This is a genomic window from Stenotrophomonas sp. Br8, from assembly GCF_014763005.1.
GTDB lineage: Bacteria > Pseudomonadota > Gammaproteobacteria > Xanthomonadales > Xanthomonadaceae > Stenotrophomonas > Stenotrophomonas lactitubi.
The window spans coordinates 111,317-132,508 of the sequence record NZ_JACGTN010000007.1 but is presented as its reverse complement, the minus strand read 5'-3'; the positions used below and the strand labels follow the sequence as shown (position 1 = coordinate 132,508).

Below are 21,192 nucleotides of genomic sequence, written 5' to 3'. Positions count from 1 at the left end.
CATGCGCCCCTGAGATGTGCAGGCATGCGTGGATGAGGCCGGATGCGCTTACCCACGAAAACCACCTTTCGGCTTGCTATGGCACAACGGGTAACTGGAGCACGACCTGAAAGGCCCATGCGGCCCCGTTCTGTCGACAAACACGCCCACCTTGCATACCGGGCAGCGCTCTTCTTTGATAGCCGTCCCTGAAATCCCGGTGACCTCCACGGCACCTTCGTTCACCAGCTCATCCAGGAACGGCGAGTGCTTCCCCTGCAAGGTGAACATCACAACCGAGCGCCGTGCACGCGTCAGTGCCACATAGAACAACCGCCGTTCTTCGCTCAACGGGTAGGTGTCGCCATCTGGCATCGCCAAAGAGAGCACCGGGTCATCCGATCGCAGGCTCGGGAAGCCTCGATTCACCATCCCAGGCAGGATCACATAATCCGCCTCGCGCCCCTTTGAACGGTGCGCCGTCAGGAACTCGACCTCCATCGTGCTGCCGAAGGCCGTCTTCCACTCCGAAGGCAGCGCGCTGCGATCCGCGCGGTAGCGCCCCAGGATGAAGACAGAGACGCGCCCGTTGCGGCCCTTCGGAACCGCGCCGGACAGCAGTTGCTGATGCAGCGTGGACAGGTACTGGCGAACACCATCCTGCACCTCCTCACGCCGGTTCATCTGGAACGCCTGCAGCACCGGGCCCATTGCCGGCGCAGCAGAACGAACCGTCTTGGCAATCTGCGCCGGATTGCGGCTGATGAAGCGGCTGGAGGTATCGCACAGTGCCTGTGGGCAGCGGAACGTCTGCTCCAGTTTGAGCACCTGGCCGTGCCCCATCCATTCGCGGAAACCGGTCATCACTGAAACATCGGCGCCGGCGAAGCGGTTGATCGACTGCCAGTCGTCGCCTACGGCAAACAGATAGCGGCCCGGGCGGTTGACCAGAGCGCGGCACAGGCGGGCGCGGGCGCGCGAGGCGTCCTGGAATTCGTCGGCCATCACCAGCTCGTAGGGCGATTCATAGTGGCCCTGTTCCAGCAGCCCGGCGGCCATGTTCAACATGTCTTCGAAGTCGATGCTGCGTTCGTCCGCCAGCGCGTCGTCCCACGCCTGGAACACGGGGCCGGCGATTTCCAGGAAGCGCCGGTAGCGTTCCTTGAACTGGTCCTCGGGCATCTGCCGCAGACGCTCGGCCATGTCTTCCAGGCTCAGGCAGTTGCTCTTGGCATGGGCAATGAAGGTGCGCATCAGCCCGATCAGGTCCGCATCGGGCATGGGCTTGGCGCCGGCATCGGGCAGCTCGCGGTCCGGGTTGGGGTCCAGCTCGATGCGTGATTCGCCCAGCCGTTCCGACAGGTGGTGCAGGGCCTCGCCACTGCGCAGCCCGAACGAGGTGGTCTCGACCAGCGCAGTACCGCGTGCGGCATGCTGCTCGCGTTTCCAGCGCACGCCATCGGCGTAGTTGGCAAACTGCTGCGGCGGCTGGCCGTCGGCATCCAGCGCGAAGTGCTCGTGGTACAGCTCGGCGTCCGGGTAAAAGAAGTCCGGGCGATACTGGCGATGGGTATCCGTGGCGGTGTCGAACTCGTAGCGCCGCTCGTAGTCGTAGACCACGCCGTTGTAGAACAGCCAATCGGCAATCACGCACTCTTCCAGGCTCTTCACCCGTTCACCCTGCAGGGTGCGGATGTAGGGGGTGCCGTCGCGGTCGTAGCCATCGGCCAGCATCTGCGTGCCCAGCGGCGGCAGATCGCGCCCGAATACCAGCCGGAACATGTCCCACTGGGTGCGGAAGTGGGTCGAGCGGTCCTTCAGGTCGTCCACCAGCTCGGCCAGCTTGTTGAAGCCCAGCGTTGCATCGATGGCCCATTCGGGAATATCAGGCTTGCGTCCCGTCGCCTTGGCGATGATGGACAGGCCAAGTGCATGGAAAGTGCGCGCCTCCACCACGGTATCGCCCATGCCCAGCCGCTCGAAGGATCGCTGTGCCCGATCTTCCAGCTCTTTGGCGGCATCCTTGTTGAAGGCCAGCATCACGATGCGCTCCGGCTGGACAAGGCCGCGGTCAATGGCATACGCCGCCTTGGCGACCAGGGTGGAGGTCTTGCCGGAACCGGCTGCGGCCACCACCTGCACCCGGTTGTCGAAGCAGATGACAGCGCGTGCCTGTTCCTCGGTCAGCGGCCTGCTCTCGACCCGGTCCAGGAAGTTCTTGGCCAACACCAGTTCGCGCCGGGTCATGGCCTCATTGGCTTCGGTCCAGGCGGCGGGCCAATCCAGGTTCCAGTCGCGCAGCGCGTCCAGCGCGACGCGATGGTCATGCGCTTGCAGATCTTCATGCACGTCTTCATCGAGGAACAGCTGCTCCAGCTCCCGGGGCTGCAGGGGCAGGGTGGAGCGCTCGGTCAGCAGCGCCTGCTGCTGCTCGTGGGTGATCCAGAGGCGGCCTGCATTGCCTCGGTCGATGAGGTCATCTGCTGCGCTCAACCACGACTGGATCTGCTCCAGAATCGTGTCGAACAGGGCCCTGCGCCCACGCGTGGTACGCGCAAAGCGCATCTGCTGCAGGGCAGCTGCAAGCCGGGATGCTTGCCGGTTGGGCAGCCCGTCTACTGACTGCCCAGCTGCATTCCCGGTCTGCAGTTCGACCCGTGACCAGAACAGGCCTGGAATGACCTGCACGCGATGATCGTCATCCACACGCTGCCGGTACCGCTGGCCGGAGATATTCAGCTCGACGTGTTCGCCATCGAGCCGCAGCCACCAGTGGGGCGAACGAGTCACACGTCGGCCCCAGCCCGAGGGGCGCCATTCCATAGACATCCAGATACTGCCTTGCAAGCGTCAATTGGGCCTCTTGGGCCCTCAATCCCTCATGATAAGGGGACTTGACGTCGCTTGTAGCCTATTACCCAAAGGCGGGTAGCGTGCCCGCATACTGCATGCCGCAGCTTCGCCCCGTAACATGGCGTATGCCAGCATGAAGCGTGTGGATCCAAAGGTTGGTCATGGAAATTGACTGGAACAGCGTGGGAACCTTGAAGCACACCGCCGGCGGCTACGATGTCCGGACGGGTGCATTGAGGATTCTGGTTACCGCTGCCATGCAGGGATACGAGGGTGACGTCTCCGGGATGCACGTCGAGATGGAGGATGGCACCGTCATTGCTCCAGGGGAGATAAGGCGCCTGGCGCTGGTACCGGGCCGGATCCGCTGGCAAGACTGATCGCTGACGAAACCTTTCGCAGCTTCAAACGTGCCTGGAAAATGACGACGCCCCTGAGCAAGGGGCGTCGTTGGGTTCTACGGGGTTGCCTTCGGTTGACGCGGATCGGCAATGATCCGCGACGGCGACCCATACAATACGAGTACCCGCATGCCGGCACTGAATACCGGATCGGGGCCCTGCACGACGGTCATCAGGTTGCCGTTCTCCGTCTGCACCACGTACTCAAGGCCCTTGGCCTGCGAAAGTGCGCGCTCGGAAGCCGCACCGGCAATCGCACCCACCACAAGGCCACCAATGGCGCCGATGGCCGCCGCCTGGTCGCTGCCGCCGATGGTGGAGCCGGCTACGCCGCCAGCGGCAGCACCGGCAACGGCGCCACCGCCCTGCGAACCGTCAATACTGACTGCACGAACGCTGATGACTGTGCCGCTGACGGTGCGGTTGACCTGTCCCACCGAGCCGATGGAATAGCTGTCGGTGCGCACGTTCGGTGCGCACGCAGTCAGCATCACGGCAGCGGATGCGGTCAGCAGCAGGCGCTTCACGGTGCTTCCTGCTTGTTCGGGAACATCGGCTTGGAGATGTCCACCGTTTCCAGAGCCTGCAGGAACTGGGCAATGTTGTTCTGTGCCGATCGACTGATCGACTCGCGGGCACGGATCACGCCTGCGAATGCATAGTTGAACGGAACTTCGCCGGATGCGCTGACATCCTGGGTGTAGACGATGCTGCCGGTTGCGCGATCGATCAGCTCGTAGCGGGCGATCGTCTTGGTGGTCATCGAGGCACCGAAGCTGGGAATGTCGATGGCCAGGATCTTCACCGACAGGCTCAACTTCACCGGCGCGTCGTCGCGGAACACAGCCATCTTGTTCAGTGCTTCGGTCAGCGCGTTCTGCCACATCTGCGGGACTTCGTGCTGGGCCTGTGCGGGAATCTTGCCCTTGGCTTCATCCGGACGTGCGAGCGTGACCGTCAACGATTTCAGCTCGCCATCAATCTTCTTGCTGCTGACCCCGACGTTCGGGACCGAGAAATTGAGCGGCGGATTGGTGGTGCAACCCACCAGCGACGCAGCGATGATCGCCGCGAACAGGAACTTCTTCATCCATTTTCCCCTGTGACTACGTTGAAACATCCATGGTGAATCGTGTGTTCGTCCGCAACGTCGATGCTGCACCGCAACGGTCGCAGAAAGGCGTGGCTGACTGTGCGCAAGGATACCTGAATCGGGGCGGGCTGCAGCCTGGTATCGTTGCCAGCCGTTGATGGCCCTCCTTGAGTACCTCGACTGGAACCGGGTAGTGCCGACCTTCTTGAAGATGACCGCCTGAGCGGGCGGCGTTTCATTGCGTTGATAGGTGACCACCCAGGTGGGCACCTATCACGTCAGCGCCACACCAGGGACTTACTTTGTCGGCGCATCCGCCGTCTGCGCAGCCACCATCGCCTGTTGCATTTCCTTCAGTGACAGATAGCCATCACCATCGGTGTCCAGCCCCGTGAAGTACTTCGCGATCTCCGGCACCACGGTCGCTTCTTCCTTGCTGATCTTCCCGTCCTTGTTCTTGTCCATCGCAGCGAACGCGGCATCGATCGAGTCTGCCTGCTTGCTGAAGCGCGCCTGCTGATAGGCGCTGAATTCGGCCTTGTCGACGCGACCGTCCTTGTTGCTGTCCATCGCAGTGAACGTGGAATCGATATAGGCCTGTTTCGGGTCGGCGGGCGCGGCCTGTGCAATCAGCGGCATGGCGCACAGCGCGATCAGCAGAGCGATCTTGTTCATACGCATTGCGTGTAATCCTTCAATGAGGGGAGATCAGCGGCAGGGGTAGGTGTAGCCATCGCGGTCGCGATAGCTGTCAGTGCGGCGGTCGTAGTTGCCGTAGCGGTTCATGCAGTAGTCGGCACGCTCGCGGGTTTCGCGCTCGCGCTTTGCCGCCGCCGCGATCACGCCAGCCACCACGGCCGCACCCACTACGCCCACCACCACGCCTGTGGTCTTGGCGTCGTGCCGGCGCTCACGTTCGCGGTCGCGCTCCCGCTCGCGCTCTCGGCGCTGCCAGTCATCGCGTTCGCGGTCGCGATAGTCCTGGTTCCACTGCGGGTTGTAGCGGTCGCCACGCTGCGCATGGGCGTCGCCGGAGTAGGGCATCAGCACCAGTAGTTGTGCGGCTGCTGCCAGCAGCAGTGCAGTCCTTCCTGTTTTCAGAAACATCGTCCAGCTCCTGTGCGGACATCGTCGGTAGCTGCAGTACACACCGCGGACATTGCGCGAACCTGCCGTCACCGCAGGCAATTGCAGTGACTACCGGACCAGTGCTTCCACCGGGTCCAGCTGCGCCGCGCGACGTGCAGGCAGGAAACCAAAGCCGATACCGATCAGGCTGGAGCACGCGAAGGCCGCGATGATTGAGCTCGCCGAGAACACCAGGCTGAAGCCTACGTCGGCCAGTGCCAGCACCGCGCCCAGCAGCAATGCCACACCAATACCCAGCACACCACCAAGCAGGCATACCAGCACCGACTCGATCAGGAACTGCTGCAGGATGTCGCTGCGGCGCGCGCCCACCGCCATGCGTACGCCGATCTCGCGAGTGCGCTCGGTCACCGACACCAGCATGATGTTCATCACTCCTATACCGCCCACTACCAATGCAATGGCCGCAATGGAGCTGATCATCATGGTGAGGATGCCGGTGGTCTGTTCGATCGACTGGCGGATCTGCGCGTTGTTGCTCATGTAGAAGTCGGTGCTGCCATGGCGGCGCGTGAGCAAGCGCGCAATGGCCTGCTCGGCCGCTTCCATGCTGATCGCATCGGATACGCGCACGGTGATGCTGGACACATGGCTCTGGCCCAGCATCCGCGCCATGGCCGTGGTGTAGGGCATCCATACCCGTAGCAGCGAGGTGTCGCCGGCCGCGCCAGCATCCTTCTTCACCACACCCACCACGCGCACCGGCACGTTGCCCAGCAGCAGGGTCTGCCCGATGGGGTTCTCGGCTGCGGCGAAGAAGTGCGCACGCGTGTTGGCATCAATGATCGCCACCTGCTGGTAGCCAGCCACACCGGGTGTGCCAAAGAAGGCGCCTTCCCCCAGCTTCAATCCATGTACGCGGAAGTACTGTTCGCTGACGCCCTGCACCTGCACGCTGGCCGAACGGTTGCCGCGCAGGGCGGTGCCCGTGGTGGCCACGCCGGGAGTGGCGCTGTCCACGAACGGTTGCCCGGCCAGGGCCGCGCTGTCGCCAGGAGTGAGGGTCTCCACCCGTGCCGCTTGCAGATCGCCAAAGCCGGAGCCGGGATAGATCTCGATGGTGCTGGTGCCCAGCGAAGAGATGTTGGACAGGATGGCCTGACGCGCGCCCGTACCCAGCGCGACCACCGACACCACCGAGGCGATGCCGATGATGATGCCGAGCATGGTCAGGAAGGTGCGCATGCGATGTGCATTCATGGCGCGCAAGGCCATGCGGAAGGCTTCGGCGAAGCGATCGCGCATGGCCTGCCAGCCGCTGCCATCGCCGCGTTGCGGCAGAGCGGTCGGCGCCACGGCCGCTGCCGACGCGGTAGCCGTGGCACGATCTTCGACAATCCGCCCATCGCGGATCTCGATGATGCGCTGAGCGTGTTCGGCCACGGCCATGTCATGGGTCACCAGCACCACCGTGTGGCCTTCGGCGTGCAGTTCGCCGAGGATCTTCATCACTTCCTTGCCCGACTGTGTATCCAGCGCGCCGGTAGGTTCGTCAGCGAAGATCACCGCGCCACCATTCATCAGTGCGCGGGCAATCGACACGCGCTGCTGCTGGCCACCCGAAAGCTCGCCGGGCAGATGCTGCATGCGTTCACCCAGGCCCAGCCGCGCCAGCAGTTCGGCCGCCCGTGCGTGGCGCTCAGCGGCGGGCATGCCGGCGTAGATCGCTGGCACTTCCACATTGCTCAACGCGGTCAGGTCGGTCAGCAGGTGGTAGCGCTGGAAGATGAAGCCGAAGTGTTCGCGGCGCAGCTCGGCCAGCTCGTCGGGCGACATCTGCGCGGTTTCCCGGCCGGCAATCTGGTACGTGCCCGCAGAGGGCCGATCAAGGCAGCCGAGAATGTTCATCAGCGTGGACTTGCCCGAGCCCGACTGGCCGACGATGGCCACCAGTTCACCGGCGCGGATGTCCAGGTCCACGCCGTCCAGTACCACCAGGGTCTGTTCACCGGCGGCGAATTCACGGCGCACCCCACGCACGCTCAGCAATGGCTCGCTCATGGCTGCGTTCATCGGGGCTGCGTGGGAGCGGTGGCGGCTTCGTCGCTGGCCTGCGTTAGCACCACCTGATCGCTTTCCTTCAAGCCGCCGCGCACTTCCACCTGGATCTGGTCATCCAGTCCGATGGTGATACGCCGCGCCACGGCGCGCCCATCTGCGCCACGCACCTGCACGGTGTAGCTGCCGTCACCAGCCCGCGCACCCAAGGCAGCGGAGGGAATGGTCAGCACGTTGTGGGCACGGCCGAGTACGATGCGTACCTGCGCGGTCATGTAGCTGCGCAGGCGGCCGTCGGTGTTGTCCACGTCGAACTGGCCGTTGTAGTACATGGCTGTACGACTGCCACCGGAAAGCGTTGGCGACGCGAGGCTGGACGTATCTTCGTTGGTGATCGATTCGGGCGCTGGCGCGATGTCGCGCAGGGTGCTGCTGTAGCGGCGGCCCGCATCGCCCAGGATGGTGAAGAAAGCCTCCTGGCCGACCGTGGTGTGCACAACATCGGCCTCGGAGATCTCGGCATAGACGGTCATCACGTCCTGGTTGCCCAGCATGACGATGGTCGGTGCGCTCTGTACTGCATTCACCGTCTGACCCTGGCGGGCGACGACCGCCAGCACCGTGCCGTCGGTGGGGGCGGTGATGCGGGTGTACTCCAGGTTGGTCTGCGCGATGTCCACGTCGGTCTGCCGCTGCACGATCTCACCGTCCAGCGCGGTGATCTGCTCGCGGGTCGCGTCCACCTTGGCCTTTGCAGCATCGAAGTCGGCACGTGCCACCAGCTGCGATGCCACCAGTTGCTGCTGCCGCTGCAGGGTCAGTTCGTACTGGCGCAGATCGGTGGCCAATGCATCGCGATTGGCGCGTGCGGTGCGCTGTGCCGCCTGCGCACTCAGCAGTGCATTGCGTTGGGTACGCGAATCGATGTCAGCAATCGGATCGCCTGCCTCTACCTTGTCGCCCAGCTTCACGTGCAGTGTTTCGATGCGACCGGAGACCTGCGCACCCACGCTCACCAGTCGCGATGGCTTCAGGGTGCCGGTGGCTTCCACCACCTGTTCGATGTTTCCACGTACCACGGGCGCGAGCTGCAGCGGTGGCGGCGGCGCTGGTCGCAGCCAGAGCCAAGCGGCAATGGAAGTGCACAGTACGGCACCAGCGATGATAAGCAGTCGGCGGTGCTTGCGCGGTGCGGTGCTCATCGGCACGGCATCCAGAGGGGATAGGTCATCGGTGGTCCTCGCGGCAGTAGGGATGCACGCGCCGGGTGCCGGGCGTGGATGGCCGTCGAGTCTCGAGGTGCTGGATTGCGTGAACCTTGCGGCGGTGCTGTGGTTGTCAGCCCGCGGCCATGCTGCTGAGAAGCGCTACTGCGATGAACTGTAAGGCGCTGCCCAGCACCAGCAGCACGTTACGCAGGCGGTCGGCAGCCACACGTACGCTGCAGAGCTGACACAGCGCGCCGATCACCAGCCCCACGATGGAAAGCGTACTGGTCGGCTGCGTGTGCACGCCTTGTATCGCCAAGGGTACCCACGCGCTGCCCAGCATCGTCCAGGCCGCGTGCCTGTCGATGTAGCGCAGAGGTACGGGGAGCAGCCGCGATGTGGTTGATCGCCATGCCGACAGCGCATGCAGCGCGGCATGCGCGACGACGAAGAACAGCACGGCGCTGGCCATGGCTGCATGGGCATGGCGTTGCGTCGAGATCACCAGCGCAACGCCCGGCAGCAGCAGGAACAGCACGGCAAACACACGCATCAGCACGTCCGGGCGATTCGCTGCGGGTATCACGCGCAGCCAGCGCGGCCAATGCGGCAGCGCGCGCGTACGATCGGCACGCGAGCGTCGATTCCACGCAGCCGCGGTCAAGCCGGATGTGGCCGGCGTCGCGCGGAATCGGGCAGAAGAGGAGGAGGGAGAAACTCCTTCGGTCACGTGCAGGCTTCCTGTCAGGACGGAACGCGATGGCATCACAGATGCCATCGGTCCGATGCTGCGCAGCGAACATTGCCGCAACCTTGCCTAGCGCCGCTGTCTGCTGCGCATGGACAGGCGGCAGTCACGGATGTGTGGGCGCCTTCAGTGCTCTACCGGCGGTGCCGAGGTGACGCCCGGATGCAGCGGAAACTCGACGCGGATCAGCGCGCCACCACCGGGGGCATCCAGAATCGTGACGTGGCCACCGTGACGGTCGATCACCTGCCGCACCAGGTTCAGTCCCAGGCCCGCGCCGGTCTGACGCGGACGCAGCCGCTGGAACGGCTCGAACACGCGTTCGCGCTGGTCGACCGGAATGCCGGGGCCATCGTCTTCCACCTCCAGGCAGCTGCCCTGCACCCGCACGATGATATGGCGGCCACCATGCTCGGCGGCATTCAGCACCAGGTTGGAGATCACCCGTTCCACCGCACCAGCTTCTCCCAGCACCGGGAAGTGCGGTTCCACCGCGACTGCCACGGTCTTGTCCGACTGGATCAGCAGCGGTGCCAGGTCGGCCGCCACCCGTTTGGCCACCCGGGCCAGGTTGAGGGTTTCCTTCGGGCCGTCCTCTTCCATGCGGTGCAGGTCCAGCAGTTGCTCGGCCAGCGTCGCCAGACGCGCGACTTCCACCGCCAGGCTGCGCGAGGTCGAATCATCAGCGGCATCGATCTTTACCCGCAGGATCGCGATCGGGGTGCGCAACTCATGCGCCGCTGCGGCGATGAAACGGCGTTGCCGCTCGTGTCCTTCATCCAACCGGCCCAAGGCATCGTTGACGGCGGTCACCAGCGGCGCGATCTCCACCGGCACGGCGGTCTCGGTCAGACGGATGCCGCGACGGCTGGCCGAAATATTGCGGGCTTCCTGCGCGATGCGCTCGACACCGGCCAGTGCCCGTCGCACGATGATCGGCGTGAGGATGATGGTGGCCAGGCCCAGCAGCAGGAAGATCGGCAGCGTGATGATGTGCGCGGCCAACGCCATCTGCATGGTCAGCGAATCGGTTTCGCCATGCGCCATGATGGTCAGCTTGCCGGCCGGCCCACTGTGCTGGCGTACCACCACCGCCAGGCCATCGCTGCGATCACGCCCGCGCAGGTCGCCATAGGGGATGCCATCGAGGGCGCCGACCAGCGAGGCATAGGCCGGTGGCACATGGCCGAAGGTGACGTGGTGCCCATGCTCGTCCTCGGCGATGAACCACGCACCGGGGACGATCTTCAGCAGTTCGGCCAGCTCCGGCGTGTGCTGCACGTACAGTTCACCATTGCGGTCGCGGTGCACTGCCTCGGCGGCCACCGGTGCGAAGGTCTGGATGGTGTAGTAGCCACCGCTGTCGGCACGAACGAGCACCATCAGCAGGGCGAAGAACGCCACCAGCAGGGCCAGCAACTGGTAGATCAGCGTCTTGACGATCAGTGGGCGCTTCAACGACGGGCGACGCGCCATCACTTGCTTTCCCGCATCAGATAGCCAACCCCGCGAATGGCGTGGATCTCCACGCCGGCATCGGCGTCAGCCAGTTTTCGGCGCAGGCGCGAGACGTGTGAATCCAGCGTGTTGGAATGGATGCCGTCGTCGAAGCCATACACCGCCATCTCGATGGATTCGCGCAGCACGGTGCGACCCAGGCGCCGTGCGAGGACGGCCAGCACCCGGATCTCGCGCCGCGGCAGCTCCAGCCGCTGGCCGCCCACACTGGCCTCGCCAGAGGCGGGGTCGAACACCAATCGGCCGATGCTGATGGACTCCACCTGCAATCCGCTTGGGCGACGGCCCGCAGCACGGATCCGTGCGAACAGTTCCTCCAGCGCGAAGGGTTTGGCCAGGTAGTCATCGGCGCCTTCATCCAGCCCGGCAATCCGGTCCGGCAACTGGCCCAGCGCGCTCAGCACGATGATCGGCACCCCGGGGTTGCGCTCGCGCAGCAGGGAAATCAACGCCAGGCCATCGCCATCGGGCAGGGTGCGGTCCAGCAGCACCAGATCGTGCAGGCCGCACAGCGCCGCCTCCCGGGCCAGTGCCAAGGTATTGGCCAGGTCCACCACATAGCGCTCGCGCTGCAGGGCAGACTTGAGGGCGGTGGCGAGTTCGGCTTCGTCTTCGATCAACAGGATGTGCATCAGCAGGGCTTGAGCAGGAGGGGGCCGTAGAAGGGCGGTTCGGCACGCGCCGGCACCGTATTACAGGAAGATTGCGTGAACATGGCGTGCCTCCGCATCTGCCGGAAGGCCATGGCGGGGCGCGATGAAACCGAGGGTGCGGCGCAAGGTTCACGCAATCCAGGCGCTCCAGCCTTGGCGCCCTTCGCAGTTCCCATCCCTGGAGTCACCATGAAGTTGTTCGTTCCGCTGCTGTTCCTCGCCACGCTGACCGGCTGCACCACCGCCAAGATGACGGTCACTCCCGACGGCCGCCGTGGCGTTTCCATCGACTGCAGCGGCTCCAGTTCCTGGAGCGGTTGCTACGAGAAAGCCGGGCAGATGTGCCCCGGTGGCTACGTGGTCTTCAGCAAGGATGGCGACGAGGGCAACGCCATTGCGGTGGGCAACAAGAACGGCTTCACCTCCACCCAGATGGCCACGCGCTCGATGCTGGTGTCCTGCTCGGGCTGACGATCGCGGCGCCGATCATCTGGCAGGGGGCCGTGGACATCCCGCACGCATGGGTGCACGGCGCGCCGTTTTCCCGTAGATGCTCGCTACCAGCGGCTTTCAGCGGCGCGGCCATCCGCCGGCAGCGCCGCGCTTTGCCTTTGCTTCATGCCCGTGTAACACGACCATCGCTACCACGGTGGTCCCAGCGATTCCGCTGGGATCATCTGGAGACGCTGGAATGGAGTTCAGAACGTCTGTATTGCTCGTGGCCCTGATGGCCGCTCCCGCAGTAGCCCATGCTGAAGTCTGCTTTTCGCGGGACGGTTTCGTGATGACCTGTCCCAGCTTGTTGCCGCACCCGGTGAAGGCACGATTCGAAGTTGGAACGTTGCCACGCGTAGCCGGATCGCCGTCGGAAATCTACATCACCGGTGGCGGGAGGGTGGATGGCACCAGCAATTTCTACGTGTTCGCCAACGGCAAGATGCTGTGCGAGACCAGCGGCAATCTGGATGGTGGCAACACCACGCCCGTACGGCATTGCAATGGCACGATCACTGCACCCGGGACCTACGTGATCTCGGCATCACGCAGCAATAGCGGCAATTTCCTGGCCCCGGACGATGTGGTGATCAACGTCCAGTAGAACGTCTGCCATCACGGGCCCCGGGCGGTAGTTGCCGGGGCCTCGTCCAGCGCCCCGATCCGCAGAGCGCTGGGCAGGCGCTGCGCCGGGTCGGTATACGGCGTACCGGCCAATGCCACCAAGGTCCCTGTCGCGCCGCGCACGATCAACGGCACCATCGACTGCCGCGGGTCGCCGCCACAGGACAGCTCGCGCAGCCCGTGTTCGTAGGCGGCCACCATCGACGCCATCAGCATCGACGCGGCCAGGCGCGCGTCGGCGTCACCGATAGGTCGGCCCGCAGACTCAGCCATCAACTGTGCCAGGTCATCGGTCAGCAGCGCCTGCAGCTGCCGCGCATGGGCCACCAGCACCGCGCTCTGGGCCACGGTTTTCCAGAACGACGCTGCGCCGGCGTTGATCCGCAGCAATGGATGGCCGTTGTCCAGCAGTTCCCGCACCAGCGCCTGGAAGGCGGCCAGCGGTGTCATGGACGTGCGCGAGCCCATACCCTCGCGCAGCAGCTGCCGCGCTTCCTCATCACGGTCGAACACCAGCTGTTCCTTGCTGGCGAAGTAGTTGAACACCGTCTTGCGCGACACCCCGGCGGCGTCGGCGATCTCGCTCATCGACACGGCCTCGAAGCCGCGCTCGATGATCAACCGGGTGGCGACGTCGGAAATCGCCTGGCGGGTCTCGGCTTTGCGCTGCTCGCGACGGCCGGGTGGCGGGCTCATGGGCGGTTCACTTGTGGAAACGTACACCGAGTGTAACATTGTCGCAGCCAGAGCGCCGACCCGGGGCTCACGAGGATTTCCAATGCTGTACGACGTCGTCATTGCCGGGGCTGGCCCGGTTGGGCTGTTCCTGGCCTGCGAACTGGGCCAGGCGGGATGCTCGGTGCTGGTGCTGGAGCAGGCGGCCTCGCCGGATTCGCCGTTGAAGCGCCTGCCGTTCGGGCTGCGCGGCTTGAATGCCCCCACGCTGGAGGCGCTCGACCGGCGCGGTCTGCTGGACGCCGTGGCTGCCGGCCAGGTGCTGAAACCGGAGAAAGGCCCGCCGCCGCCGGGCACCGCGCATTGGTTGTCGCAGCCGCGCAGGCTGGGCGGGCACTTCGCGGGTATCCCGTTCGCGCTGGACAACGTCGACAGCGATCGCTGGCCCTGGCGGCTGCCCAGCCCGGTCGGCACGCAGATGGCGGTGGAACTGCAGGCGCTGGAGGCCGTACTGGCCGAGCGCGCGCAGGCGCTGGGCGTGGTGATACTGCGTGGTGCGGGCGTGCAGGACGTGCGGTTGGGTTCCGACGAGGCCCAGGTCGAGGCGGGCGGGCAGACCTTCCGCGGGCGCTGGCTGGTCGGCTGCGATGGTGGCCGCAGCACCGTGCGCAAGCAGTGCGGTTTCAGCTTCGCCGGTACCGATCCGGAGTTCACCGGGCACTCGCTCAGCGTCGAGCTCGAGGATCCGACGGTGCTCAGCCCGGGGCGTCACACCACCGCGCAGGGCATGTGCAATTTCAATCCGCCGGGCACGATCGCCCTGGCTGATTTCGACGGCGGCGCCGGCCATCGCCAGCCGCTCGACCGCGATACGGCACAGGCGCTGCTGCGGCGTATCTCCGGCCGTGAAGCAACGATCACCACGCTGCAGCTGGCCACCACCTGGACCGATGGCGCACGGCAGGCCACCGCCTATCGCCGTGGCCGCGTGCTGTTGGCGGGCGATGCCGCGCATGTGCATTCACCGCTGGGCGGGCAGGGGCTGAACCTGGGCCTGGGGGATGCGATGAATCTGGGCTGGAAGCTCGCCGCCGTCGTGCGCGGCGACGCAGATGAAGCGCTGTTGGATACCTATCAGGCCGAACGCCACCCTATCGGCGCCCGAGTGCTGGAGTGGTCGCGCGCACAGGTCGCATTGATGCGCCCAAGTGCGGGTTCACGTGCATTGGCTGCGATCGTGGCCGATCTGGCAGAAACGCGTGATGGCGCTACGTATCTCGCCGAGCGCGTGTGGGGTGTGGGCCAGCAGCTGGATCTGGGTCAGGCCCATCCGCTGGTGGGCCGCAGCACGCCGGATTTCCTGCTGGTCGATGGTCGCCGCATGGGTGAACTGCTGCGCGCAGGGCAGGCGTTGCTGCTCGTGTTCGATGCTGCTGCCTCGTCGTGCGAGGCGGTTGATGTCGAACGAGCCCGTATCCTGTCCATCGCGCAGCCGGCTGTCGATTCGCTGGGCCTGTCCGCGCTGCTGGTTCGTCCGGATGGCATTGTCGCCTGGGCCAGTGATGGTGCCGATGCGGCAGGACTGGCGCAGGCCGTACGGGAATGGACGAGCCCGATTGGCAGCGATGCGATTGCCTGAGTCCCGGCGCAGCCCGCTCAGGGCTGCGCCGCCCTATTTCAGAGATCCTTCTTCTTGCCGCTCAGGTCCAGCGGCTGGTCACTGCCTTTGCGCTCGCTCGACCAGACCTCAACGCTCTTGCTGCATCGGCTTTCGCGGGCGGCAACCTCCGGCGGCAGGTCCTTCACATGCGGCGACTCCTGGCAGGCGGCATGCATGGCCGAATCGTCATAGGTGGCACAGGCGCTGATCGACGCGAGGACAAGGGCGCAGAGGGCGGAGCGGAACAGGGGCTGCAGGAGGCGCATGGGGGTCTCGGGAAGGGGCCGGGCTGGCCATCGAATTCAATCCGTGACCGCGCGCACGCGCAATCCGACTGGCAGCACTTGTTATTGAATAACAATTGTGACAATGCTCAGGGCTGACCGCTGCCGGTCAGGCAATGCAGATCAGGAACACCGTCGACAGCGCGAGCATCAACACGAACACGCGCCGACTCAGGGCCAGGCAGGTCAGGCAGGCCGCCAGCGCCCAGGCCGCCAGCAGCACACATCCCAGCAACCACAGCCCGACCGTCATCATCGAGCCGGCCGCTGCGGCGGACAAGGCAAAGGCCTTGAACAGCGCCACGCCCAGCACGCTGCCCAGCGCGCCGGCCCGCAGGGCAATCGCATCGTGGCAGGTGGGGGAAATCTGGCGGTGCATGAGGGCTGTGTCGCGCTTCGGAAGCTGGCGTACGCAACTCTGCAGCAAGGCGGATCTACGCCGCGTGTTCGTCAACCTGCAGTGTGGTTACCGCAAGCGAATCGCGATCGCCTCAGTCGAACTCGCCGTCCGCCGCTTCCAGGCGGCGCCGGTATTCGGCCCGGTGCTTGAACAGCCGCTGGCACTCCTCGGACCGATGGATGCGGCTGCCAGGCTCGTTCGCTACGGAGTCGCACATCTTGGCGATATGGTTGTTCCCGGCCAGCTCCATCACGAAGAACACCGCCGCGATGCCAGCACCCAGCAGTACCACATACAGCAGGCGGCTGAGCCAGCGCGAGCGCTTGCGTTCGAAATGTTGTTGCAGCGTCAGGTCGAAGCGGATGATGCTCAGCACGATCCAGACCACGCTGACGAGGAAGCAGAGCGTGGGCAGCAGCCCGCGCCAGAGTCCAGCCTCGTAGACCGTTTCGCTGTAGTGCACCGCCGCGCCGGCACCGGCGATGGCGATTGCCAAGGCCCAGTTGCGGCCCAGCGAAAGCAGGTCATCGAGCAGCTTCTCGCGTCTATGGGGAGTGACTGCCACTGAGCATCCTTGAGCAAGACCCTCGGCCGCCGGTTGCGGCCGATCTGCGCAGATGGTGGGGCATCACCGAGGCGATGAGAAGCTGGAGAGTGCTGCGACCGGATCGTCGCCGTCGCTCCGGCGACGGCAGGCGATCCGTCGCGTGCTTCAACGGCTGCCGGCGACAGCGGCCTTGCGGTTCTTCTCCAGCATCACCGACACGCACCACAGCAGCAGGCCGCCGACCGCAGTCGCCGCACCTACGTAACCGGTGGTGGCCGGGCTGAAACCGGCGCTGATCGCCATGCCGCCCAGCCATGGGCCGAGTGCATTGGCGGTGTTGAACGCAGCATGGTTGGAGGCGGCGGCCAGGGTCTGCGCTTCGCCGGCCACGTCCATCAGGCGGGTCTGCAGCACCGCGGCGAGGGCGCCCATCGTGCCCACGGTGACGATCATCGGGCCGATGGTCCACACCGACTCGGCGGCCAGCGGGTACAGCAGCAGCATCACGATCGACCACAGCAGCACCACCGCAGCGGCCTTGAAGTGGAACTTGTCGACCAGCCAGCCGCCGGCGATGTTGCCGATGATCGCGCCGATGCCGAACACGCCCACCGCCAGCGGCATCCACGATTCGGCCACGCCGGTCACCTGCACCAGAGTCGGTGCCAGATAGGTGAACACGCAGAACATGCCGGCAAAGCCCACCGCGCCGATCGACAGCGCCAGCCATACCTGGGTGGTGTTGAATGCGCGCAGTTCGCGCATCGGCGAGGTCCGCACCTCATCCGGGTCGGGTAGCAGAAAGCGCGCGATCATCGCCACCGTGGCGATGGCCAGCACGCTGACCAGGGCGAAGGCGGTGCGCCAGCTCAGTTGCTGGCCCAACCAGGTGGTCAGCGGATTGCCGATGAGGATGGCCACGGACAGCCCGAGCAGCACGCGCGACATCGCTTGGCCGCGCTGGCCGGCCGGGCTGATTGCGGCCGCCACCAGCATCGCCACGCCGAAGTAGGCGCCATGCGGCAGGCCAGCGACGAAGCGCGCCACCAGCATCGTGCCGTAGTTCGGCGCCAACGCGCTGGCCAGATTGCCGACGGCATAGAAGCCCATCAGCGCCAGCAGCAGCTTGCGGCGCGGGAAGCTGGCGCCGACGAAGGCCAGGATCGGTGCACCGACCACCACGCCGATAGCGTAAGCGCTGATCAGGTGTCCGACCTGTGTTTCGCTGATCGAAAGGCCGCGGCTGATCTCCAGCATCAGGCCCATGCTGGCGAATTCACTGGTGCCGATGGCGAAGCCGCCCAACGACAGGGCGAGGATGATCAGGGTGCGCTGGCGCGGCGTCAGCCGAGCGGCCAGAGGGGAATTGGGGCTCATGCGGGGGCGCAAAGGGGCGGGGAAGCGCCACATTGTACTGCTGCATTGCAGCAGGCATCAGCCAGGCTGGGGGTAAATCAGTGTTCGATGGGTGGTGCTGCCCGTGCTGCCTGCTGGCCAAGCGCCGCCAGGGCCTGTCGGTATTTGTCACGCAGGCGCTCGGCGGTGGCGGCATCCAGAGACGCCAGCCGCGTTTCATCGGCGTTGTCGGCGATATCGGCCAGCTTGACCTTCAGCGCCAGCGGATCCGCCGCTATCCGCGTGTAGTACGTGGCGGCATCCGTCGCAGACGTCCTGCTGAGCAACCGCACCGCGTGCTGCAACGGGTCTGGGAAGGCGTGCACCCGCTCAGCGAAGGCAGGGCAGTCCTCGACCACATCATGCAGCCAGGCCACCACCTCGGCCTCATCATCGCCGCGCACGGCAGCGGCCACCCGGCCAACGTGACCGGTGTAGGGCTGTCCTGCCTTGTCGACCTGGCCGGTATGGGCCTCCATTGCCAGCGTGCGTGCGCGTGCCACCCAGTCCATCGCGATCTCCCCGTCCTTAGCGTGTATTGTCGTACGGGTCGTCTACATGCCGCCACCACGGCCGTGCAGGCATCATCGGACGCTGCAGGAATGGCATCTGGATTCCATCAGGGAGATGAGACATGCAGGAATACACCCATCAGCTGGAACTACGCGGCCGCTTCCGTCTGGTAGCGGTGACCCACGAGCCGGTGTACGCTCCCGGCGATGTGGTCGGCCATGCGGTCATCGTCGACGATGGGGAGCGTCTGACCGACCTGATGTCGTTGGCCGATGCGCGCCGGTACCTTGAGGAACTGGTGCGGGAAGAGGGCGTGGAGCCCGGGCTGGAGAATGAAGTCAACCTGCGGAAGAAGGCGTCGCAGCGACGCCGCCGCTAAGCCGTCGCGCCCATTGAGGCGCATCATGGAGGATTCGGGTGTTGTCCAGTAAGAAGTATCTGCTCATCGCCGTCATCACGCTGGCGACCCTGCTGCTCGGGTTCGTGCTTTCCGGTTACCTGACGCTGCTGCTGCTTGGTCTGGATACCAAGCTGCTCACCTGGAATACCTATTACCAGTATTTCCACGCCCTCGGTCAGCCGCAGGTTGCCCCGTTCGTGGGCAAGATCAAATGGGCCGGTTACCTCGGCTTTGGCCTGCCGCTGCTGGTGCTGGCCATCGTCGGCCTGGTCGTGCTGTTGAAGAAGGACAAGCGCTCGCTGCATGGTGACGCGCGCTTTGCCACCAGCGCCGATCTGGCCAAGCATGGCATGTTCAAGAAGAGCGGGCAGAGCATCGTGGTCGGCAGCCATGGTGGCAAGCTGGTGCGGCTGGACGGTCAGCAGTTCGTGATCCTGGCCGCCCCGACCCGTTCGGGCAAGGGCGTCGGCGTGGTCATCCCGAACCTGCTGGAGTACGGCGAATCGCTGGTGGTGCTGGACATCAAGCAGGAGAACTTCGACCTGACCAGCGGTTGGCGCGCCAGCCAAGGGCAGGAGATCTACCTGTTCAATCCGTTCGCCGAAGATCGCCGCACCCATCGCTGGAACCCGCTCAGCTACGTCTCCGACGACCCGGCGTTCCGCGTCTCGGACCTGATGAGCATCGGTGCGATGCTCTATCCCGATGGCTCGGAAGACCAGAAGTTCTGGATCAGCCAGGCGCGCAATGCCTTCATCGCCTTCACCCTGTATCTGTTCGAGAACTGGGATGACGAGCGCAGCAGCGGCTTCCCGGGCGGGCAGGGCACGCCGACCCTGGGCGCGGTCTACCGCCTGTCCTCCGGTGATGGCAGCGACCTGAAGAAGTTCCTGAAGAGCCTGTCCGAGCGTCCATTCCTGAGCAGCAACGCGCGCTCGGCGTTCGCCAACATGCTGTCCCAGGCCGACGAGACCTTCGCCTCGATCCTGGGCACCTTCAAGGAACCGTTGAATCCCTGGATCAACCCGGTACTGGACAAGGCCACCAGCACCAACGACTTCCTGCTCACCGACGTGCGCAAGAAGAAGATGACCATCTACATCGGCATCCAGCCCAACAAGCTGGCCGAAAGCCGGTTGATCATCAACCTGTTCTTCAGCCAGCTGATCAACCTCAATACCAAGGAACTGCCCAAGTCCAATCCGGACCTGAAATACCAGTGCCTGCTGTTGATGGACGAATTCACCTCGATCGGCAAGGTGGAAATCATCGCCTCGGCGGTGTCCTACATGGCCGGTTACAACGTGCGCCTGCTACCGATCATCCAGAGCATGTCGCAGCTCGATGCCACCTATGGCCGAGAAGTCTCACGCACGATCATTACCAACCATGCGCTGCAGATCCTGTACGCCCCGCGCGAACAGCAGGATGCCAACGACTATTCGGACATGCTGGGCTACACCACCATCCGCAAGAAGAACGTCACCCACGCGCGTGAGAAGACCCATAGCTTCACCGAGGAGCGCCGCGCGCTGATGCTGCCGCAGGAGCTCAAGGCGATGGGGCCGGACAAGGAGGTCTTCCTGTACGAAGGCATTCCGCATCCCGTCAAATGCGACAAGATTCGCTACTACAAGGACCGCTATTTCACGTCACGACTACTGCCAAAGGTTGACGTGCCGATGCTTGATGTCTAAGTTGCAGACATGAAAGTGTGACGGATGCACGCATTCATTGAGGTGAATTAGTGAGGCGCGTCAAAGAAACGCCATACGTTGGTCAAAATTCAGATTTGTCTGACATCGAATTGACGCGTAGTTGTGCGACTCTATGCGTGGCTTGCGAATCTGTGTGATTCGTCATGCTTTCAGAGTGGCCAGGAGTTTCAGCCATGGGAACAGGGATGGTTCCGACGTTGGTGAGGGTGCGTGAAAGGGGCCTCGGATGAGGTTGCTTCACGCGACTTGGTTGGCAGCTTTCGAGCTGCAGGGGAACCGTGCCCATGTGCTGTTAAGCAGTGCATTCGTTACGTTTCCGGCGTGCATCGCGCAGTGCCGGACGACCAGGGGACCAACATCGGGACTGCTTTTTCGTACGTCAAAGTGAAGCCCGTATGAATCAGGCGTTTATTGCAAAAATGTCCATCGCCGCAGTGGCGGCGTTGATGGTGGCAGGTTGTGCTACCAAGCCCGCACCCGACTTCGGAGGGCGCTGGAAGCCGGTCAACCGTTTCGCGACGGCTCCGACCGAGATTCCGCTGTACTCCAGCTACGTCTATCAGGCGTCGCCTATGGATCGCACGCTGAAGGCCATGCTCGAGCGCTGGGCCAAGGATTCCGGCCGCACGCTGGACTATCGCCTCAGTTCGGATTTCACCCTGTATGGCGCGGTGTCGGAGATCGACACCACCAACGCACAGCAGGCCGTGATCGATCTCACGGCGGCCTATGCGGCGCAGGGCGTTTCCGTCTCCATCGTCGGCAACCAGATCGTCGTGCAGAACGCTGGATCGACGCCAACCGCGTCGGCCCAGGATCCTGAAGCCAGCAGCGGCAGCTGAGACCGCGTCGAAATCATCGAACGTGCCGCACCCCGCGCC

Annotated in this window: 23 protein-coding genes; 7 read left to right on the top strand and 16 right to left on the bottom strand. The window is 64.7% G+C overall.

Going from position 1 to position 21,192, the window contains the following annotated elements; genetic code table 11:
• Positions 1-48: 48 nt before the first annotated feature.
• Complete coding sequence (locus H3005_RS07190; protein WP_100552902.1) at positions 49-2,802, bottom strand: UvrD-helicase domain-containing protein; 2,754 nt, start codon at positions 2,800-2,802, stop codon at positions 49-51.
• Positions 2,803-2,993: 191 nt separating this feature from the next.
• Here H3005_RS07190 and H3005_RS07185 point away from each other — a divergent pair, with 191 nt between their 5' ends.
• Positions 2,994-3,212: a hypothetical protein gene (locus tag H3005_RS07185; protein WP_100552901.1), complete on the top strand. Its 219-nt coding sequence runs from the start codon at positions 2,994-2,996 to the stop codon at positions 3,210-3,212.
• Between the two features lie 77 nt (positions 3,213-3,289).
• Here H3005_RS07185 and H3005_RS07180 read toward each other — a convergent pair whose 3' ends face one another.
• The 9 genes from H3005_RS07180 to H3005_RS07140 all read right to left on the bottom strand — a co-directional run bounded on the left by H3005_RS07180 (position 3,290) and on the right by H3005_RS07140 (position 11,579).
• On the bottom strand, positions 3,290-3,760 hold the full coding sequence (locus tag H3005_RS07180; protein WP_229978641.1) for a hypothetical protein: 471 nt from the start codon (positions 3,758-3,760) through the stop codon (positions 3,290-3,292).
• Positions 3,757-4,323, bottom strand: coding sequence for a UDP-N-acetylglucosamine acyltransferase (locus tag H3005_RS07175; protein ID WP_100460374.1), 567 nt, complete (start codon positions 4,321-4,323; stop codon positions 3,757-3,759). The genes H3005_RS07180 and H3005_RS07175 overlap by 4 nt, the downstream gene beginning before the upstream one ends.
• 300 nt (positions 4,324-4,623) lie before the next feature.
• Positions 4,624-5,001, bottom strand: coding sequence for an EF-hand domain-containing protein (locus H3005_RS07170; RefSeq protein ID WP_100554148.1), 378 nt, complete (start codon positions 4,999-5,001; stop codon positions 4,624-4,626).
• A 33-nt stretch (positions 5,002-5,034) separates the two neighbouring features.
• Positions 5,035-5,433 (bottom strand): hypothetical protein, encoded by a 399-nt coding sequence (locus H3005_RS07165; protein WP_100552900.1) that lies wholly within the window; start codon positions 5,431-5,433, stop codon positions 5,035-5,037.
• A gap of 90 nt (positions 5,434-5,523) precedes the next feature.
• On the bottom strand, positions 5,524-7,488 hold the full coding sequence (locus H3005_RS07160) for a MacB family efflux pump subunit (protein ID WP_100552899.1): 1,965 nt from the start codon (positions 7,486-7,488) through the stop codon (positions 5,524-5,526).
• Positions 7,485-8,675, bottom strand: coding sequence for an efflux RND transporter periplasmic adaptor subunit (locus H3005_RS07155; protein WP_191077834.1), 1,191 nt, complete (start codon positions 8,673-8,675; stop codon positions 7,485-7,487). The genes H3005_RS07160 and H3005_RS07155 overlap by 4 nt, the downstream gene beginning before the upstream one ends.
• Positions 8,676-8,811: 136 nt before the next feature.
• Entirely contained in the window at positions 8,812-9,411 is a 600-nt protein-coding gene (locus tag H3005_RS07150; RefSeq protein ID WP_243381801.1) for a hypothetical protein, read from the bottom strand.
• A 144-nt stretch (positions 9,412-9,555) separates the two neighbouring features.
• Positions 9,556-10,905, bottom strand: a complete 1,350-nt coding sequence (locus H3005_RS07145; RefSeq protein WP_100552897.1) for a HAMP domain-containing sensor histidine kinase — start codon at positions 10,903-10,905, stop codon at positions 9,556-9,558.
• The gene (locus H3005_RS07140) at positions 10,905-11,579 is read right to left on the bottom strand and encodes a response regulator transcription factor (RefSeq protein WP_100552896.1); all 675 of its coding nucleotides are present in this window, start codon (positions 11,577-11,579) and stop codon (positions 10,905-10,907) included. Before H3005_RS07140 ends, H3005_RS07145 begins: the two co-directional genes overlap by 1 nt.
• 210 nt (positions 11,580-11,789) lie before the next feature.
• Between H3005_RS07140 and H3005_RS07135 the strand changes: the two genes are divergently transcribed.
• Complete coding sequence (locus tag H3005_RS07135) at positions 11,790-12,071, top strand: hypothetical protein (RefSeq protein WP_033831436.1); 282 nt, start codon at positions 11,790-11,792, stop codon at positions 12,069-12,071.
• Between the two features lie 220 nt (positions 12,072-12,291).
• Positions 12,292-12,699 carry a hypothetical protein gene (locus tag H3005_RS07130; RefSeq protein WP_100552895.1) on the top strand — a complete coding sequence of 136 codons (408 nt, stop codon included), beginning with the start codon at positions 12,292-12,294 and terminating at the stop codon, positions 12,697-12,699.
• Between the two features lie 11 nt (positions 12,700-12,710).
• Here the strand turns inward: H3005_RS07130 and H3005_RS07125 are convergent, their stop codons facing one another.
• Complete coding sequence (locus H3005_RS07125) at positions 12,711-13,415, bottom strand: TetR/AcrR family transcriptional regulator (protein WP_100552894.1); 705 nt, start codon at positions 13,413-13,415, stop codon at positions 12,711-12,713.
• Between the two features lie 82 nt (positions 13,416-13,497).
• Between H3005_RS07125 and H3005_RS07120 the strand changes: the two genes are divergently transcribed.
• Complete coding sequence (locus H3005_RS07120; RefSeq protein WP_100552893.1) at positions 13,498-15,033, top strand: FAD-dependent monooxygenase; 1,536 nt, start codon at positions 13,498-13,500, stop codon at positions 15,031-15,033.
• Positions 15,034-15,071: 38 nt separating this feature from the next.
• Here H3005_RS07120 and H3005_RS07115 read toward each other — a convergent pair whose 3' ends face one another.
• The 5 genes from H3005_RS07115 to H3005_RS07095 all read right to left on the bottom strand — a co-directional run bounded on the left by H3005_RS07115 (position 15,072) and on the right by H3005_RS07095 (position 18,192).
• Positions 15,072-15,320 (bottom strand): hypothetical protein, encoded by a 249-nt coding sequence (locus H3005_RS07115; RefSeq protein WP_100460364.1) that lies wholly within the window; start codon positions 15,318-15,320, stop codon positions 15,072-15,074.
• Between the two features lie 127 nt (positions 15,321-15,447).
• Entirely contained in the window at positions 15,448-15,717 is a 270-nt protein-coding gene (locus H3005_RS07110) for a hypothetical protein (RefSeq protein ID WP_089236035.1), read from the bottom strand.
• Between the two features lie 112 nt (positions 15,718-15,829).
• Positions 15,830-16,303, bottom strand: a complete 474-nt coding sequence (locus tag H3005_RS07105; protein ID WP_100552892.1) for a hypothetical protein — start codon at positions 16,301-16,303, stop codon at positions 15,830-15,832.
• Between the two features lie 147 nt (positions 16,304-16,450).
• Entirely contained in the window at positions 16,451-17,662 is a 1,212-nt protein-coding gene (locus H3005_RS07100) for an MFS transporter (RefSeq protein ID WP_100552891.1), read from the bottom strand.
• 77 nt (positions 17,663-17,739) lie between these two features.
• Entirely contained in the window at positions 17,740-18,192 is a 453-nt protein-coding gene (locus tag H3005_RS07095) for a phosphohydrolase (protein ID WP_100552890.1), read from the bottom strand.
• Positions 18,193-18,314: 122 nt separating this feature from the next.
• Between H3005_RS07095 and H3005_RS07090 the strand changes: the two genes are divergently transcribed.
• The 3 genes from H3005_RS07090 to H3005_RS07080 all read left to right on the top strand — a co-directional run bounded on the left by H3005_RS07090 (position 18,315) and on the right by H3005_RS07080 (position 21,153).
• Positions 18,315-18,572, top strand: a complete 258-nt coding sequence (locus tag H3005_RS07090) for a hypothetical protein (protein WP_099820666.1) — start codon at positions 18,315-18,317, stop codon at positions 18,570-18,572.
• 38 nt (positions 18,573-18,610) lie between these two features.
• Positions 18,611-20,290 carry a type IV secretory system conjugative DNA transfer family protein gene (locus tag H3005_RS07085; RefSeq protein ID WP_100552889.1) on the top strand — a complete coding sequence of 560 codons (1,680 nt, stop codon included), beginning with the start codon at positions 18,611-18,613 and terminating at the stop codon, positions 20,288-20,290.
• A gap of 416 nt (positions 20,291-20,706) precedes the next feature.
• Positions 20,707-21,153 (top strand): hypothetical protein, encoded by a 447-nt coding sequence (locus H3005_RS07080; protein WP_099784623.1) that lies wholly within the window; start codon positions 20,707-20,709, stop codon positions 21,151-21,153.
• Positions 21,154-21,192: the final 39 nt, after the last annotated feature.

What these genes read in the sequence shown, in the direction of transcription:
- H3005_RS07155 (WP_191077834.1), bottom strand. Translation starts at nt 8,675, where the DNA reads ATGAGCACCGCACCGCGCAAGCACCGCCGACTGCTTATCATCGCTGGT.
- H3005_RS07170 (WP_100554148.1), bottom strand. Translation starts at nt 5,001, where the DNA reads ATGAACAAGATCGCTCTGCTGATCGCGCTGTGCGCCATGCCGCTGATT.
- H3005_RS07110 (WP_089236035.1), bottom strand. Translation starts at nt 15,717, where the DNA reads ATGCACCGCCAGATTTCCCCCACCTGCCACGATGCGATTGCCCTGCGG.
- H3005_RS07100 (WP_100552891.1), bottom strand. Translation starts at nt 17,662, where the DNA reads ATGAGCCCCAATTCCCCTCTGGCCGCTCGGCTGACGCCGCGCCAGCGC.
- H3005_RS07125 (WP_100552894.1), bottom strand. Translation starts at nt 13,415, where the DNA reads ATGAGCCCGCCACCCGGCCGTCGCGAGCAGCGCAAAGCCGAGACCCGC.
- H3005_RS07190 (WP_100552902.1), bottom strand. Translation starts at nt 2,802, where the DNA reads ATGGAATGGCGCCCCTCGGGCTGGGGCCGACGTGTGACTCGTTCGCCC.
- H3005_RS07115 (WP_100460364.1), bottom strand. Translation starts at nt 15,320, where the DNA reads ATGCGCCTCCTGCAGCCCCTGTTCCGCTCCGCCCTCTGCGCCCTTGTC.
- H3005_RS07185 (WP_100552901.1), top strand. Translation starts at nt 2,994, where the DNA reads ATGGAAATTGACTGGAACAGCGTGGGAACCTTGAAGCACACCGCCGGC.
- H3005_RS07175 (WP_100460374.1), bottom strand. Translation starts at nt 4,323, where the DNA reads ATGAAGAAGTTCCTGTTCGCGGCGATCATCGCTGCGTCGCTGGTGGGT.
- H3005_RS07160 (WP_100552899.1), bottom strand. Translation starts at nt 7,488, where the DNA reads ATGAACGCAGCCATGAGCGAGCCATTGCTGAGCGTGCGTGGGGTGCGC.
- H3005_RS07120 (WP_100552893.1), top strand. Translation starts at nt 13,498, where the DNA reads ATGCTGTACGACGTCGTCATTGCCGGGGCTGGCCCGGTTGGGCTGTTC.
- H3005_RS07135 (WP_033831436.1), top strand. Translation starts at nt 11,790, where the DNA reads ATGAAGTTGTTCGTTCCGCTGCTGTTCCTCGCCACGCTGACCGGCTGC.
- H3005_RS07090 (WP_099820666.1), top strand. Translation starts at nt 18,315, where the DNA reads ATGCAGGAATACACCCATCAGCTGGAACTACGCGGCCGCTTCCGTCTG.
- H3005_RS07140 (WP_100552896.1), bottom strand. Translation starts at nt 11,579, where the DNA reads ATGCACATCCTGTTGATCGAAGACGAAGCCGAACTCGCCACCGCCCTC.
- H3005_RS07080 (WP_099784623.1), top strand. Translation starts at nt 20,707, where the DNA reads ATGAATCAGGCGTTTATTGCAAAAATGTCCATCGCCGCAGTGGCGGCG.
- H3005_RS07165 (WP_100552900.1), bottom strand. Translation starts at nt 5,433, where the DNA reads ATGTTTCTGAAAACAGGAAGGACTGCACTGCTGCTGGCAGCAGCCGCA.
- H3005_RS07095 (WP_100552890.1), bottom strand. Translation starts at nt 18,192, where the DNA reads ATGGACTGGGTGGCACGCGCACGCACGCTGGCAATGGAGGCCCATACC.
- H3005_RS07130 (WP_100552895.1), top strand. Translation starts at nt 12,292, where the DNA reads ATGGAGTTCAGAACGTCTGTATTGCTCGTGGCCCTGATGGCCGCTCCC.
- H3005_RS07145 (WP_100552897.1), bottom strand. Translation starts at nt 10,905, where the DNA reads ATGGCGCGTCGCCCGTCGTTGAAGCGCCCACTGATCGTCAAGACGCTG.